14 protein-coding genes are annotated in these 15,515 nt (G+C 42.2%); 2 read left to right on the forward strand and 12 right to left on the reverse strand.

From position 1 onward, the window contains the following. Positions 1-236: 236 nt before the first annotated feature. From acsB to I4V44_RS13335, 6 genes are all read right to left on the reverse strand, one after another. The gene (gene acsB, locus I4V44_RS13310; RefSeq protein WP_118331015.1) at positions 237-2,363 is read right to left on the reverse strand and encodes an acetyl-CoA decarbonylase/synthase complex subunit alpha/beta; all 2,127 of its coding nucleotides are present in this window, start codon (positions 2,361-2,363) and stop codon (positions 237-239) included. 26 nt (positions 2,364-2,389) lie between these two features. Further along, a complete protein-coding gene (locus I4V44_RS13315) occupies positions 2,390-3,154 on the reverse strand; it encodes an ATP-binding protein (RefSeq protein ID WP_019161837.1) in 765 nt (254 codons plus the stop codon). 44 nt (positions 3,155-3,198) lie between these two features. Beyond that, complete coding sequence (gene cooS, locus I4V44_RS13320) at positions 3,199-5,091, reverse strand: anaerobic carbon-monoxide dehydrogenase catalytic subunit (RefSeq protein WP_118610664.1); 1,893 nt, start codon at positions 5,089-5,091, stop codon at positions 3,199-3,201. 266 nt (positions 5,092-5,357) lie between these two features. Then, a complete protein-coding gene (locus tag I4V44_RS13325; RefSeq protein ID WP_008703890.1) occupies positions 5,358-6,128 on the reverse strand; it encodes an ATP-binding protein in 771 nt (256 codons plus the stop codon). A gap of 92 nt (positions 6,129-6,220) precedes the next feature. After that, on the reverse strand, positions 6,221-6,403 hold the full coding sequence (locus I4V44_RS13330) for a CooT family nickel-binding protein (RefSeq protein ID WP_008703891.1): 183 nt from the start codon (positions 6,401-6,403) through the stop codon (positions 6,221-6,223). A 13-nt stretch (positions 6,404-6,416) separates the two neighbouring features. Further along, on the reverse strand, positions 6,417-6,812 hold the full coding sequence (locus I4V44_RS13335) for a hypothetical protein (RefSeq protein ID WP_008703892.1): 396 nt from the start codon (positions 6,810-6,812) through the stop codon (positions 6,417-6,419). Positions 6,813-7,157: 345 nt separating this feature from the next. Between I4V44_RS13335 and I4V44_RS13340 the strand changes: the two genes are divergently transcribed. After that, positions 7,158-7,985, forward strand: a complete 828-nt coding sequence (locus tag I4V44_RS13340) for an aldo/keto reductase (RefSeq protein ID WP_096788350.1) — start codon at positions 7,158-7,160, stop codon at positions 7,983-7,985. A 282-nt stretch (positions 7,986-8,267) separates the two neighbouring features. On the opposite strand, the gene I4V44_RS13345 is transcribed toward I4V44_RS13340, so the two are convergent. Genes I4V44_RS13345 through I4V44_RS13360 form a run of 4 tightly spaced genes read right to left on the reverse strand, consistent with a single transcriptional unit; the run spans position 8,268 to position 12,619 of the window. Beyond that, positions 8,268-9,287: an NAD(P)H-dependent glycerol-3-phosphate dehydrogenase gene (locus I4V44_RS13345; RefSeq protein ID WP_118572219.1), complete on the reverse strand. Its 1,020-nt coding sequence runs from the start codon at positions 9,285-9,287 to the stop codon at positions 8,268-8,270. A 14-nt stretch (positions 9,288-9,301) separates the two neighbouring features. After that, the gene (gene plsY, locus I4V44_RS13350) at positions 9,302-9,946 is read right to left on the reverse strand and encodes a glycerol-3-phosphate 1-O-acyltransferase PlsY (protein ID WP_196002838.1); all 645 of its coding nucleotides are present in this window, start codon (positions 9,944-9,946) and stop codon (positions 9,302-9,304) included. 2 nt (positions 9,947-9,948) lie between these two features. Further along, the gene (der, locus tag I4V44_RS13355) at positions 9,949-11,274 is read right to left on the reverse strand and encodes a ribosome biogenesis GTPase Der (protein WP_025577071.1); all 1,326 of its coding nucleotides are present in this window, start codon (positions 11,272-11,274) and stop codon (positions 9,949-9,951) included. Next, positions 11,237-12,619: a DUF512 domain-containing protein gene (locus I4V44_RS13360; protein ID WP_025577072.1), complete on the reverse strand. Its 1,383-nt coding sequence runs from the start codon at positions 12,617-12,619 to the stop codon at positions 11,237-11,239. Before I4V44_RS13360 ends, der begins: the two co-directional genes overlap by 38 nt. A gap of 315 nt (positions 12,620-12,934) precedes the next feature. On the opposite strand from I4V44_RS13360, the gene I4V44_RS13365 reads away from it, so the two are divergent. Next, positions 12,935-14,104: a ribose-phosphate pyrophosphokinase gene (locus I4V44_RS13365; protein WP_020994041.1), complete on the forward strand. Its 1,170-nt coding sequence runs from the start codon at positions 12,935-12,937 to the stop codon at positions 14,102-14,104. A 127-nt stretch (positions 14,105-14,231) separates the two neighbouring features. Here I4V44_RS13365 and pgeF read toward each other — a convergent pair whose 3' ends face one another. Together pgeF and I4V44_RS13375 are read right to left on the reverse strand one after the other, a co-directional pair. After that, positions 14,232-15,083: a peptidoglycan editing factor PgeF gene (gene pgeF / locus I4V44_RS13370; RefSeq protein ID WP_196002839.1), complete on the reverse strand. Its 852-nt coding sequence runs from the start codon at positions 15,081-15,083 to the stop codon at positions 14,232-14,234. 60 nt (positions 15,084-15,143) lie between these two features. Next, positions 15,144-15,509: a YraN family protein gene (locus I4V44_RS13375; RefSeq protein WP_008703904.1), complete on the reverse strand. Its 366-nt coding sequence runs from the start codon at positions 15,507-15,509 to the stop codon at positions 15,144-15,146. Between the last annotated feature and the right edge of the window lie 6 nt (positions 15,510-15,515).

Here is a 15,515-nt window from a genome sequence, read left to right on the forward strand (position 1 = left end):
ATACATTTATCGCTGACCGGCCATACACTCCGCACATATTACCGGTCAGCATATATTACATCCATATCTTATCTTTACGAAATATAAGTGCTGTACTTTCACACGATCACAATATTGTCCGTCTTTGAACATAATATACTATGGTTTTTATCTATACGCTTTTGAGCGTTTAAACCCGGAGGCTTATTAAAAGCCTCCGCATGACTCACATAATACCTCCGGAAAAACCACCATCTTTACATCATCGGATCAAGGGCTAATGCCGGATGGCCTTTTTCTGTAAGGAATCCAACCAGTGTTTCCGGATCAGTAGCGATTGTTTCATCACCGATCATATCTGTAAAGTTTTCAATTCCGTAGAGTTCTTTTGCTGTGTTGTTAAGACGCTCAGCAACAAACTCTTTCAGTTCTTTTGGCATCCATACGATACGTTCAATACCGCCTTCTGCCTTCATGAACTTCTTGGAGCTGATGAAATGTTTACCATGTCCCATGAAACCAGGTGTCTGAACACCACCACCTGTCATGGATGCCATTTCTGAGAATGTCATTCCAAGAGGTGTCATGCCTGCATACTCACGGTTAGCGATAACAACACCATTGGAGAATGGCTCGATACCGCAGATACACTCGAAGCATCCGCATGATGTCATAGGATCCTGCATGATAGAGTACAGTGTAACGTGCTCTAATGCACCCTGGGAGAATTTCTTAACAGCTTCATCTACGTCTTCATAAGAACCAAGGTTCTCATCAATAGGTCTTTCTTTTGTAATTACCTGGCAAGGTCCGTTCGGATCCAGCTCGTTGGTAGCTTTTGCATCCAGCCATGAAACGGCACCGCAAAGTCCAAGTCTCTCAGGTGTAACAACACATACGTGAGACGGGGAGAATGCCTGGCAGAGGATACAGCTATAATATACATCTACAGATTCGTCTGTCAGAGTATTCAGACGGTCATCACGTTTCTCAAAGATCGGGATAGCAACTTCATGACGGATTCTTGTACACTCAGCAGGATCTGTGTAAATAGTAACTTCACATTTATCAACAACTGCGTCAAATTCGTTCTTAACCTGTGTATAGAGAACTTCACCGATATGTTTGATCTTGAAGCCTGCAGCAAACGCATCTTTGCTGATACGGATTCTCTGCATATCTCTCTGTCCTGTATGGTATACACCTTCGATACAGTTGATGTAGTTATGGAACTTACGCTCGATAACCGGTTCAAAGTCAGGCTGCATGTTTTTACCTGCAACTTTAACAACATATGCAATGCTGTTCTTGCTGCCAAGTTCCATGTCGTCTACTTCCGGACCAACAACTGTGATCTTGTGGTCTTCTACTTCACTTGGTTCACATGTATGTACAAGCTCTGCACAGTCTACACGGGAACCATCAAATTCAACCTGCATGTCTTTACGACGGATAATCTCACCTTCGAATGCAGATGCAAAAGCAACAGGGATATCAATGTTTGTAATTTTGATCTTGATGTCACGGGCTTCCAGAGAAGTTGCATTCCATTTGGAGATGTCTTTCTGGCAGATAAGGCTCTTCGGTACTCTTGCAACATCTTCCTGGTTTGTGATAACCGGGAATCCAAGAGCGATAGCGCCTGCACCACAAGCTACGATCACATCATTTAACGGTGCAAATGCATTAACAAATGCAGGTACACGTTTCATTGTGTATTCCATCAGAGTTGCAGCATCACCTGGTTTTACGTTACCGAAGATAAGAGCTGCACGAAGTGCTACAGATACTACATGGATAACTGCTGTAACGTCTTTTCCAAGCGGGATAACACGTACGTTAGCACCTGTCTTGTATCCAACTTCCTCTAACTGGTCAATAACGTCACCAACCAGAGTGATCAGGATACCCTGAGACTGATAGGATTTAACAAGGTCTGCTGCTTCCTGAGCGGAAGGAGCTTTTCCAAGGATAACTGCTACACCTGGGATATCGCCTGTTACAAGCGGTACACCAAGTTCACGGATCACTGCATCTGCAAGATGTCCGTAGCAAGGAGCTTCATAAGGAACTGCTCCGTCGATATATTTCAGAACTTCGATAAATTCTGCGCAGAGAGCTGTAGCAACACCTGACATAAATACGTCATTTGTTCTCTTCTCTCTTGTCATAAGAGTTTTTACTACTGCAAGAGCATCTTTTAACTCTGCAAGAGTTCCAACCTTTGTTCCTGTTACTGCATAGTAGCATGGTAAGGAATATGCTGTATCAGGGAAGCTGACTGCTTTGTCAGCGCCGTATTTTTCAATTGCCTGGTTAATGGCACCCTCTGTCAGTCCATAAACCGCATCGTTTCCCGCAAAAACACTTTCAAATAAAGTCACTTTTGTTTACCTCCTAATATATGAGATTATTGACGATCTATTTTTTCTTTTATCTTAATGATCTCATCGGTAACTGTTTTGCTGAAATCATATGGGGACTTGCCCTGTCTGTCCGCATCAATTACCTCTGTATTGTAATGAATCATTCCTAAAAGATCTTCCTGTGGAATCCGTTCTCTGATAAAGTTTTCGTCATCCTCGTTGCGTACCTTGTTTGCAACAACCTTTACCTGAGATACTCCCAGATCCTTTGCCAGACGTTTCACATTCTTGTATGTCTGAACGCTTCTTGCACCCGGTTCGATCACTACGATAAATGCGTCAACCCCTTCTGTGGTTCCTCTGCCGAGATGTTCCAGGCCGGCTTCCATATCAAGAATTACTACATCTTCTCTTCTCAGTACCAGATTGTTAATAATACGTTTCAGCATTACATGCTCCGGACATACACATCCGCCGCCGCCTGTCTCGACAGTTCCCAGGACAAGGAGACGCACGCCATTACAGACCTTACCATATTTCTCCGGGATATCGTCTACTTTCGGATTCAGATGATAGAACTGATTTCCCGCAGTCGCACCTGTACGTTCTTCCACAAGCTTACGCATTTTGGAAATTGGTACAATAGAATCCAGTGTTTCTTCATCAAAGCCTAATGCAAGACCAAGATTCGCATCCGGATCCACATCTGCTGCAAGTACCGGTCTGCCCTCTGCTGCATACAACCTGGCCAGCGTTGCTGCAAAAGTGGTTTTGCCTACGCCGCCTTTTCCTGTAACTGCTATTTTCATTTTACGTCATCCACCTTTTATTACATTTTTAAGATCACAGCAGATTAGATTCCTAATGCTGTTCTCTTCTCTTCGATTCTTTCGATCATCAGATCAACTAATTTCTCAATATCTGTTTCTACTGTATAAGCAGCTCCTGTCCATTTTCTTGTTCCCTCTGTAAGAAGTTCGCACATTTCTGAAGAACCGGAAGCATATGGATCAACACCAAGGAATGTATCAATACCGGTACCTACTACATAGTTACCGATGGATACAGCTTTTTCAGACATCCACTCAGGAGCACATCCAACTACAGGAAGCTGATTGATCTGAAGACCTGAATCTTTTGCAAGTTCAGCAGCAAGGATCATCATACGGGAAATATCTACGCATGATCCCATATGGAGTACCGGTGGGATATCAGCCAGTTCACATACACGTTTCAGACCTGCACCGCAGAGATCTTTTGCAGATTTGTCCATAAGACCTGCTTTTGCAGCTGCCTGTGCTGAACATCCTGATGCAATGATAACGATATCGTTGGCGATACATTTCTTCATCAGTTCAATATGTGCATAGTCAGGACGGATCTTAGGATTGTTACATCCAACCATAGCAACAGCACCACGGATAACACCGGAAGTGATGCACTCAAGTAATGGTTTGGTTGTTCCTGTCTCATCAACCTGAGAGTTTGTAACACTGTCAAGAACCTTAACGATTGCTTCTACGGAATATCCAACTGTAGCTTTCTGTTTCAGCTGTGGGATATGTACAAGTTCAGGTTTTCTGTTCTTGAAGTTATCAATAGCCATCTTAACGATCGCTTTCGCATTCTCTCCTGCTGTCTCAGCATTGAATCTGATAAATTCAGCATCCGGCATCTGAGCGATCGGAGAAGTTGTGATAAATTTAGTATGGAAGCATTTGCTTAAAGGTCCTAATGCAGGGAAGATACACTGAACGTCTACTACGATCGCTTCGCAGGCACCTGTCAGTACTACATTCTCCTGCTGCAGGAAGTTACCTGCCATCGGAACACCGCGACGCATAGCTACTTCGTTTGAAGTACAGCATACACCGGAAACAGTGATTCCTTTTGCTCCTACAGATTTTGCATAATCGATCATTTCTTTGCTGTCTGCATATTCACAGATCATCTCGGAAAGACTCGGATCATGTCCGTGTACAACGATGTTTACATTCTCTTCAACCATTACACCAAGGTTAGCTTCAGTGTCAATTGGCTTCGGAGTTCCGAATAATACGTCAGAGAACTCTGTTCCCATCATGGAACCGCCCCATCCATCAGCCATACCGCAGCGGATAGACTGTTTTACAAGAGCTTCCGGAAGAGAAGAACATCCCATATGAGCCATATGTAAAGAAGTGGAAACCTCACGGTCGATCGCACGTGGTGCAATTTCATTTTCAATCAGTTTCTCTTTCTGTCCTGCAGGCATTCTGTCAAGGAATCTCTGATATCCAAATGGTTTACCATATTCCATCAATCCTGTCTCAGCCATTTCATGAGCCAGATCATAGATATCTTTTCCTTCTGTCTCTACGCCCCATTCTTTTGCGATACGGATCAGTTTCTCAGGATCTTTTACCTGATAATTTCCGCCGTCTTTTGCACAATATAATGTGTGGCAGATTTCACGACCGTGATCAGAGTGAGTAGCTGCACCAGCTGCTGTAAATTTCAGGAAGTTTCTTCCTACGATACCATGGACGTCACATCCACAGATACCTCTTGGTGCTTTAGGGGTAATACGACATGGTCCCATAGCACAGATACGACAGCAGACACCCTGCTCACCGAATTTACAATGTGGAGTCTGGTTTTTTACACGGAACTGCCATGCGTCAGCTCCAACCTTTGCACCTGTCTCCAAAAGTCTGGCAGTAGCCTCTTCAAACTCTTCCACTGTAGTTAATTTGAATTCACTCATTATAGACCTCCTTTAATTCTGGTTTGTGTATTCCTTTAAGATACACATTTTTATTTTATTAATAATCCCACAGGCAGGAAATCCCGGTTATCTATATCTGAAGAATTGGCTCCGTTAAAGATAACTGTGATAACCTATCCCATCCCCTCCCATGGGTTATTTAACTTAAAAAATAAAGATGTAAACTTGTATTTATCTCTGCATATATAGATTTCCTATGCGCACAAACATCCCTCATCGGATTCTCATCCGACAAGGGGTGTATCTTATAATTTTAAATTATCAACGATTGCACGAAGTGCAGTCTTGACAGGGTTGTCTTCCGGAAGTGTGCTTGTAGGACGTCCTTCACAGTCATATTCATAAACTGTTTCATCCTGTGGAACAACACCAAGAAGTGTCAGTCCCTGATTTGCAATCTCTTCCTGAATTCCCTTATTCAATTCTCCTTTCGGTGCTCGGTTAATGATCAGACCAACTGTATCAGGATGCATATCACATTCTTTAATGAGTTCTGCAATCCTGCCTACTGCCTGTACGCCTCTTCTGGAACAGTCGCTGACCAGAATGGCAGTCTGCATGCTCGGAAGAACACCTCTGCTGATATGTTCCATTCCGGCTTCATTATCTACAACAATATACGGATAATTATTCTGGTATTTTGCAAGCTGAGTCTGAAGAAGACCATTAACATAACAGTAACAGCCTTTTCCCTGAGTTCTGCCCATGACAAGAAGATCAAAATCATCATCTTCTACAAGCGCATCTTCAAAACGCATTTCCGCGTAATCAGCCTTAGACATTCCGGTAGGAATTGGATTCTCTTTTGCAAGCTCTGCACGTGCAATTTCTTCACGCACATCGCCAAGAGTTGTCTCTACCTTTACGCCAAGAACCTCATTGAGGTTTGAGTTTGCATCAGCATCTACTGCAAGAATCGGCCCTTTACCCTTTTCACACAGGTACTGGATCAGCATTCCGCATAATGTTGTTTTTCCCACGCCGCCTTTTCCTGCGACAGCAATTACGTGTGCCATAAAACCAGGTGCCTCCTAAATCTGTCTTAGTATTCTTTCTATAAATAAAAAATGATGTTAAGGTCAAAAGGTGTTTTATCCCTATCTTAATATCAGTCACATTTCAGTTTCACAATACTGTTGGCAAGGTCAACCATTAAAATAGTTCCCTCGACCACTCTCTCATCTCCCATAATATCACGGAGAATCAATTTATTCCCATCCACATCTATACGGGAAACATTTTTAAAAATAACAGAATCGTCACTTTCTTTATATACAGTTGCCAGACACATGTGATGTCGCCTCCTATTTCATCTCTTCTTTAACAAGTGTTAAGGCAAGTCCAAGTCTCATATTGCCTTTCTGAAAATCTGCAACAGCTTCCTTAATAGTCTTACATGCTGCATCCATTCCCATCTTGGCAAGGTTATCAGCCATCTGATCCAGTTCCTGAGCATGATGCTCATTGTGCTGAAGCATATATGTCAGAAGAGCCAGTGTCTCATTCTTACAGTCACCTTCACTGCAGGATCCGCAATGAGCAGTATCACAGGCATGATCTGTATGAGAATGTCCATGATCATGACCTTCGCCATGAGTATGCTCATGAGTATGAGTCATACCATCTTCATGGGTGTGTTCATGGGTGTGTCCATGTCCATGCTGGACAAGATTCCCATTTTCATCTTTGATTAAATGCATGGTTAAATGCTCCCTTCTATTGAAAAATACACTGAATTTATAAAATTCAGTCTTTTTTTATGACAATAAATTATCAATTTACTGATATTATACATCTTTTTTTTCGTTTTCGCAAGCCATTTAGCATAAATAATCACTAAAAAAATTTTGAAATATATGCTTTGAAATAGCTTTTTTCACAAGAAGTGTTAATATTTTGACCGTTATGTTATATTGTTAACAATGTATTCTTGCAAAAACTTAATAATTTTTATGTACTTCTGACACATTTTTATGTTATACTTGGACAAGATTATCGGGCAAAGTAGCTTGCCCAAAGTGTATATAGGAATTGGAGGAATTGTTTTGGATAATACTGTTTTTCTGAATACAAACAGAGAGATGCCTTTACTCGGACTGGGAGTATACAAAGCCACCGGGGAAAATGAGGCCGAAAATGCTATTATTTCTGCTGTTGAATCAGGATACCGTCTGATTGATACAGCCTCCGTATATAAAAACGAAGAAAATGTAGGACGGGGAATCGCCAGCTGTGGAATACCGCGAAATGAACTTTTTATTACTACAAAAGTATGGAATACCGCACAGCGTCTGGGAGACATTCAGGGTGCTTTTGAAAGAAGCCTGGACCGGCTCAAACTGGATTATGTTGATCTGTATCTGATCCACTGGCCGGTTCCGGGATGTTATCTCAGCACCTGGAAAGTACTGGAGGAAATCCAGAAATCCGGGCGGGCTCTTTCTATTGGTGTCAGTAATTTTGAAATCCGTCATCTGGAAGAGCTGGAAGCCAATTCCGGAATTATACCTGCAGTAAATCAGATTGAATGCCATCCGCTCTGCTATCCGAAAGAGCTGATTGATTATTGCCAGAATAAAGGAATTCAGGTACAGGCATATGCCCCGCTTGCCAGAGGCGCATATCTTGATAACGATGTAATGTGTGTACTTGGAACCAAATACGCCCATACTCCCGCTCAGATCGGTCTGCGCTGGGCTACTCAGAAAGGAATTTCCGTAATTCCCAAATCCGTACATCCTGACCGCATCAGAAGCAATGGCAATATTTTTGATTTCACAATCGAACAGGAAGACATGGATCTGATCGATACTCTGAATGAGAATTTTCACAGTTCACATATTCCCGAGGATTTAAGGGACATTGCATTCTGATAAAGAGTAGTTAAAAAATATTTTATCATGCAAATGCAAAAAGCAGATGTATTTATATAACATCTGCTTTTTGCATATTTATCATCTCTGTCTATAGAATTTCCCGTAAATGATGCATTTGAAAGTTTTTCGTAACCATTCAGCAGTCAGCTATCCCGCGAAGTACTGAACAGTCACAGTTTTTCTATAACATCTCAGTCATAGCAATTCCATAAATTACTGCAAACAATCCAGTCCATCAGAGAGTGAAGTCCTGCGTCAGATATCTTTGCCGTGCTTAGTTTACTGTCCGTCTTCCCATGGAAGCATCGGCGTCTCCACTTTCTTATCTCTTACCATAAGGTCGATCACCGCTTCCGCTGCACTTTTTCCTTCGAACAGGACTTTGTTTATTTCTGTGATGATCGGCATTTCCACATCATATTTCTCAGCCAGTTCTTTTGCTGCTTTTGCGGAATAGACGCCTTCCACGATCATTTTCACTTCAGCCATTGCCTGCTCCATGGTATATCCTTTTCCCATCAGATATCCGGCTTTCCGGTTACGACTGTGGACACTGGCACAGGTAACGATCAGATCTCCGATTCCGGACAGACCATAAAAGGTTTCCATACGTGCCCCCATTTTAACACCCAGACGTGAAATTTCTGCAATTCCTCTTGTGATCAGGGCTGCTTTGGTATTATCGCCGTATCCCAGACCATCTGCGGTTCCGGCCGCCAGTGCGATCACATTCTTTAACGCTGCGCCAAGCTCCACTCCCAGCATATCCGGCGTGGTATAAACTCTGAAAACAGGGCTCATAAAGATTCCCTGCAGATATTCTGCTGTCTCTCTCTGGTGAGAACTTACCACACAGGTAGTCGGAAGTCCTTTTCCAACCTCTTCTGCATGGCTTGGGCCGGAAAGCACAGACACATTTGCCTGTGGAAGTTCCTGTTCAATGATCTCGCTTAAAGTAAGAAGAGTTTTTTCCTCCACACCTTTGGCAACATTTACAATTTTCTGTCCGTTTTTTACAAAAGGCGCCATACGCTTGCAGGTACTTCTGGTATAAGGCGAAGGAACTGCCAGAATTGCCACATCTGTATCCCGCAGGCTTCTCTCAAGATCTATTGTGATATCAATCGGTTCAGGAATCTTTACTCCCGGAAGTTTGCTCACGTGTTCCCGCTTTTCTCTTAATGTTGTTATCTCCTCCCCAAGCGCCGACCAGAGAATCACCTCGTGTCCATTATTGTAAAGAAGGATAGACAGGGCAGTTCCCCAGCTTCCCGCACCAAGCACACTTATCTTTGCCATATAAATACCTCTTTTTATTTATTTTTTTTGCTTAAATAAATTTTACTTTCTGTCCCGTCAAGAAGCCGTTTTATGTTCTTTTTATGTCTGTAAAATGCCAGTACTGTCAAGAGTCCCATAACAATATAAAGCTCGATCATATGATAAGAATCCATATGATAAGAACCCATCTGTCCAAATACGATCATACTGATAAATGCAGCCAGATATGCACTTACCGAACACAGAGAAACATAGTGTGTCAGGAAAAACAGTCCGAAAAATACAATTGCACAGATCACAAAAATCCGCCAGTCAAAAGCAATCACAAGTCCTACAGATGCAGCTACGCCCTTCCCGCCCTTAAAATTAAGATAAAACGGAAAATTATGCCCCAGAATACACCCAGCTGCTGCATAAAGGCTCAGCAGCGGCAGGATATCTCCATAAGAATTTCCAAATATTGCTCTTACGATCAGGATGGCCGCAATACACTTCAGACAGTCACACAACAGATTCAATGCCCCGGCCTTTTTGCCAAGTGTACGCAGTACATTTGTAGAACCCAGATTTCCGCTTCCCTGTTTGCGGATATCAATATGATAAATCTTTCCTAAAATGTATGCGGTCTGAAAAAGTCCGCATGCATATCCAATTGCCATACAAATCAGGCGTTCCATGATTATTCTTTTTCACCTCGTTCACGAATAATGAATTTCAGTGATGTTCCCGCAAATCCAAAGGCATCCCTGATCTTGTTCTCCAGATATCTGGTATAAGAGAAATGCATCAGCTCTTTGTCATTTACAAAGATAACAAATGTAGGCGGTTTGACAGCCACCTGTGTCATATAGTAAATCTTCAGACGTTTTCCCTTGTCAGACGGAGGCTGCTGCATTGCCACTGCCTCAGAAAGGATTTCATTCAGGACACCTGTCTGGATTCGCAGTGTCTGGTTTTCGATAACCGCATCGATCGTTTCAAACATTCTGGAAATCCTGAGTCCTGTTTTTGCAGAAATAAATACCAGCTCCGCATATGGCATATATGCCAGAACCTCGCGGATTCTGTTTGTGTGCTTATAAATAGTCTTATCATTCTTTTCAATGGCATCCCATTTATTTACTGCAATGATAACACCCTTTCCTCTTTCGTGGGCAATCCCTGCGATCTTGGCATCCTGTTCTGTAACACCCTCTGATGCATCGATCATTACAATGACAATATCTGCACGTTCTACTGCAGTCACTGTACGGATCACACTGTATCTCTCAATCTCCTCTTTAACTTTTCCCTTACGGCGAAGTCCAGCAGTATCAATAAAGATATAATCCTTTCCCTGCCATTTTACTCTGGTATCTACCGCATCTCTTGTAGTTCCGGCAATATCAGAAACAATCACACGGTCTTCTCCCAGAAGTTTGTTTACCAGTGACGATTTTCCTACGTTTGGTTTTCCCACAATGGCAATTCTCGGGATTTCATCATCTTCTTCTGTATCTGCATCCTCAGGGAAATGTTTTGCCACTTCATCCAGCATATCACCCAGCCCCATACGGTTTGCCGCAGAAATCGGAATCGGTTCACCGATACCAAGGTTATAGAACTCATAAACATCCATCATAAATTTCTGGATACTGTCTACCTTATTCACAACAAGGACAACCGGTTTGCCGCTGCGTCGGAGCATATCTGCCACCTTCGCATCGGAATCCACCAGTCCCTGATGAACGTCTGTGATAAAGATGATAACATCTGCCGTATCAATGGCAATCTGTGCCTGCTCTCTCATCTGAGAAAGGATGATGTCACTGCTGTCCGGCTCAATACCGCCTGTATCGATCATGGTAAATGTCTTGTCCAGCCATGTCACATCTGCATAAATTCTGTCTCTTGTAACGCCGGGTGTATCTTTTACAATAGAAATCTTCTCACCTGCCAGCGCATTAAACAATGTGGATTTACCTACATTAGGCCTGCCCACTATCGCTACTACCGGTTTGCTCATATATCTGTCTCCTTCTTATCTTTTTATGGTCTGGTGCTTCGATCAGACAGTTTACCAGGTCAGCACCCGGTTCATCTACCACTACAACTTCCGTCTTAAGAGCCTGTCTGACATCTTCCACCGTCAGGTCATCCAGAAAAACATCCTCGCCACTTCTGAGCATATTGCATGGGATCAGTACTTTTTCTCCCAGATTTCTCTGCGCAAGCTGATCCATAAGATCAGTAGCTGTGATCAGACCGGAAACTGTGATCTTCTCTCCAAAGAAATTATTCTTTACTGCATATACTTCAGCCTGGACATTCGGAAATTTCTTCTGTACCAGTTTTATCATTTTACCTATATAAGGCGCTGCCAGCCGTCCTGTTGCAACAGTGGCATTTACCTCTCTGTCATCGCCTTCAAGCTGCTCAAGTCTCTCTTTTACCTCTGTTTCAAGCAGACGCATCATACCAACACCATTCTCCAGCTGAAGGTATCCGTCATATCTGCCCTCCTCAGGAAGTTCATATCCTGCAAGAATATACCATTCATCCGAAGCATGTACAAAATGAATACCATGCTTCTTCACCATGATCTTCTGCCACCGCTCTACCTGACTGATCAGATACCTTGCATCCTCTTTATCAAAAGATTCCAGTGGATACAGACCTTTTCGATACCTGGAAAGGCCTACAGGTACGATTGAAACACTCTGCAGTACAGGCGCATATTCCGACAGTTTTTCCAGACTGTATTCCAGTTCATCCCTGTCATTAATCCCCTTGCAGAGCACAATCTGCCCGTTCATGGTCACATCACCTTTATAAAGCCTGTCAACTTTTGCAAGGGCATCTCCGGCAAATCGATTATGGAGCATTTTACAGCGAAGCTTAGGATTCATAGTCTGAAACGATACATTAATCGGGGAAAGATGAAACTTGATAATACGATCCAGATCATAGTCACTCATATTGGTAAGGGTAACATAGTTTCCCTGCAGGAATGACAGTCTGGAATCGTCATCTTTAAAATATAAAGTTTCTCTCATACCGGGCGGCATCTGGTCTATAAAACAGAAAATACAGTGATTGGAACAGGAGCGGTACTCATCCATAAGACTGTTCTCAAACTCCACGCCAAGATCATCTTCATATTCCTTTTCTACTTCCAGTTCCCATTCCTCGCCATTCTTCTTTCGGATAAGGAGCGTAACAAATTCGTCATTCATCAGATAACGATAATCAAACACATCCTCTACCGGCTGGCCGTTAATGGAAAGCAGCGCATCTCCCGGTTCCAGTTCCAGTTCTTCTCCGATACTGTCCGGAAGAACTCTGGATATTATGTGTAAATTTTTTTTCATGAATTTTACTCCATTGGAATGTAACCGGAAATTGTGTGTGGGATAAACTTTTCCGGCACATTTTGTTTCTCGATCATTCAGGAGCCGCTGATTTATTTACTGTGCAGGCACAGTAACTTTCTGACATTTACTCCTGATATCATATGACAGTAATTCCGGGCAAAATATACCTGCGCCCAGAATCCACTATCTTTTATATCATAACAATTGTAAAAGAAAAAATCAATAAATTCCTTGACGTATTTTAGGGCAAATGTTATATATTATATTGAAATCTATTTTTTGAGTATAAAATCACTACTTAGGAGGAGTATTATGCCAAACATAGAATTGTTGGAAAAATCCATGCCGGTTGCACCTATCCGTATTGCAGCTCTTGGATGCAGAGAACTTGCAGAAGAAGTTGACAGAAAACTTGTTAAATTCCGTAAAGAGCTGGTTGAACGCAAACAGCTCAGTGTTATTCCTCAGGGATACAGCGAAGAATCATTTATTGTAGAATGTGAATGCCCCCGTTTCGGAACCGGTGAAGGTAAAGGTTATATTAAAGAATCCGTTCGTGGCACTGACCTTTATATTATGGTTGATGTGACCAATTACAGTGAATCTTATACTGTATGCGGACACGAGAACCATATGTCTCCTGACAACCATTTTCAGGATCTTAAACGAATTATTTCCGCTGCAACAGGCAAGGCACACCGTATCAATGTAATTATGCCGTTCCTTTATGAAGGCCGCCAGCACAGACGTACTAAAAGAGAATCTCTGGACTGTGCACTGGCACTGAAGGAATTAAGCGATATGGGAGTTTCCAATATCATTACCTTTGACGCCCATGATCCACGTGTCCAGAACTCTATTCCGCTGAATGGTTTTGATAACTTTTTCCCTACTTATCAGTTTTTAAAAGCTCTGATCAAGAGTGTGCCGGATCTTCGTGTTGACAATGACCATCTGATGATCATCAGCCCTGATGAAGGTGCCATGTCAAGAGCTGTATATTTCTCCAACATCCTTGGAGTAGATATGGGTATGTTCTACAAACGTCGTGATTACTCTACAATCGTCAATGGAAAGAATCCTATTGTTGCGCATGAATTCCTCGGAGATTCCGTAGAAGGCAAAGATGTTGTAGTTATCGATGACATGATTTCCTCCGGCGGAAGTATGCTGGATGTTGCCAAACAGTTAAAGGAACGCAACGCAAAGAGAGTATTTGTATGCACTACCTACGGTCTGTTCACAGACGGTCTGGATAAATTTGATGAATATTACGAGAAAGGCTGGCTTGACAGAGTGATTACAACCAACCTGAATTACCGCATTCCGGAACTTCTCGAAAGACCATATTATGTAGAAGCAAATATGAGCAAATATCTTGCGAGCATCATTGATATCATCAATCATGATGTTTCCGTTGAGAAGGTTCGTTCCAGCAACGAAAAGATCATGTCTCTTATGGAAAAAGTAAATTCCAGATAGTTTTTCCGGCAGATGAATACGAAAAGGGGGAGCTGTTAACCAGCCCCCCCTTTTTCGTATTGTACAGTTAATCTGCAAATTCAGGATTACTCACTTCGCACTGTTGTGCTTATAACAATTTCAGGTTTTATGAACGTATGCCAAGAAAAGCCCCAAGATTTCCCCTTTTTCCATGGGAAGCCCTGTGAGAAAAGAGAAACTCAGGATTACAGCAGGTACAGAGATTTGGCATGGAAATGTTTTCTTCCGGGATTCCCGCTTCCAGAAAAATAATCTTGTTTGCCATCCACAGATTTAACTGATATTTTCCGTTTTCTTTTCTGTAAAACAGCTTGTTCCGGTATTTCTTATCAAAAACCTTTTCAAATTCTTCAATCACATCTTCGCTGACTTCATAACACTCCTGACAGATAGACGGTCCGATGGCCACTTTCAGATCTTTCGGATTACTTCCATACTCTTCAGACATCTTTTCTATGGTAACTGCACCGATTTTCTGAACCGTACCTCTCCATCCCGAATGAGACAGTCCAATCGCGTGATTCGCCGGATCAGCAAAATACAGTGGAACGCAATCCGCATAAAAGGTTGCGAGAACCAGCCCCGGAACATTTGTGATCATTCCATCTGTATCTGTATAATCACGCGGGATCACAATTCCCTTTCCGCGGTCTTTCTCTGTTACTTTCCGCACATTGTTGGTATGAGTCTGATCAGATGTAACGATGCTGTTCATATCAAATCCCATAGCATCAGAAATCCTTCTGTAATTTTCTTTCACGCAGGACTCCTCATCGCCTCTTGTAAAACTCAGGTTCATAGAACTGTAGATTCCTCTGCTCGCTCCGCCAAAGCGGGTGCTGAATCCATGAACAAGCCAGTTCATTTCTTCATATGCGGGATATGTAAGAAATGTAACATCTTTATTGTTTTTTACATTCATCTTTGGAATCTGTTCACTATTCCATTTTATCTTCATATTTCATTATTCCCTTCCTGCTGTATGGCAGATTATTCATCAAAGCAGTTTCTATAATTATTAGAGGATTGCAATATATTCAAACGCATTCTTAACCCAGTGTATTTCATCCCCGTCAATTCCTGCCACATCGAAACGGCATGGGATATCCACATTGTGATATTCCACTGTAAGAAAATACCTTGCCACCTTACATATGGTTTTCTGTTTAGCAGGATTTACTGCAGCCAGCGAATAACCGGAACTATTGTCTTTCCTGTATTTTACCTCAACAAAAACAAGATATTCTCCATCTCTGGCAATCAGATCGATTTCTCCAAATCTGCATCTGTAATTATATCTCAGAATAAATAATCCCTGCTGTTTCAGATAATCAGCAGCTTTTCGTTCGTAACAGCTTCCGGTAGACCGGGTATTTTTATGCAAATTCTT

The organism is Blautia sp. 1001283B150304_161114_C9 (assembly GCF_015668165.1).
GTDB classification, from domain to species: Bacteria; Bacillota; Clostridia; order Lachnospirales; family Lachnospiraceae; genus Blautia_A; species Blautia_A wexlerae.

Excerpts from the sequence above, each read along its gene's own strand:
- I4V44_RS13315 (WP_019161837.1), bottom strand. The coding sequence starts at position 3,154 with ATGAAAATAGCAGTTACAGGAAAAGGCGGCGTAGGCAAAACCACTTTT.
- cooS (WP_118610664.1), bottom strand. The coding sequence starts at position 5,091 with ATGAGTGAATTCAAATTAACTACAGTGGAAGAGTTTGAAGAGGCTACT.
- I4V44_RS13325 (WP_008703890.1), bottom strand. The coding sequence starts at position 6,128 with ATGGCACACGTAATTGCTGTCGCAGGAAAAGGCGGCGTGGGAAAAACA.
- I4V44_RS13330 (WP_008703891.1), bottom strand. The coding sequence starts at position 6,403 with ATGTGTCTGGCAACTGTATATAAAGAAAGTGACGATTCTGTTATTTTT.
- I4V44_RS13335 (WP_008703892.1), bottom strand. The coding sequence starts at position 6,812 with ATGCATTTAATCAAAGATGAAAATGGGAATCTTGTCCAGCATGGACAT.
- I4V44_RS13345 (WP_118572219.1), bottom strand. The coding sequence starts at position 9,287 with ATGGCAAAGATAAGTGTGCTTGGTGCGGGAAGCTGGGGAACTGCCCTG.
- plsY (WP_196002838.1), bottom strand. The coding sequence starts at position 9,946 with ATGGAACGCCTGATTTGTATGGCAATTGGATATGCATGCGGACTTTTT.
- der (WP_025577071.1), bottom strand. The coding sequence starts at position 11,274 with ATGAGCAAACCGGTAGTAGCGATAGTGGGCAGGCCTAATGTAGGTAAA.
- I4V44_RS13360 (WP_025577072.1), bottom strand. The coding sequence starts at position 12,619 with ATGAAAAAAAATTTACACATAATATCCAGAGTTCTTCCGGACAGTATC.
- I4V44_RS13365 (WP_020994041.1), top strand. The coding sequence starts at position 12,935 with ATGCCAAACATAGAATTGTTGGAAAAATCCATGCCGGTTGCACCTATC.
- pgeF (WP_196002839.1), bottom strand. The coding sequence starts at position 15,083 with ATGAAGATAAAATGGAATAGTGAACAGATTCCAAAGATGAATGTAAAA.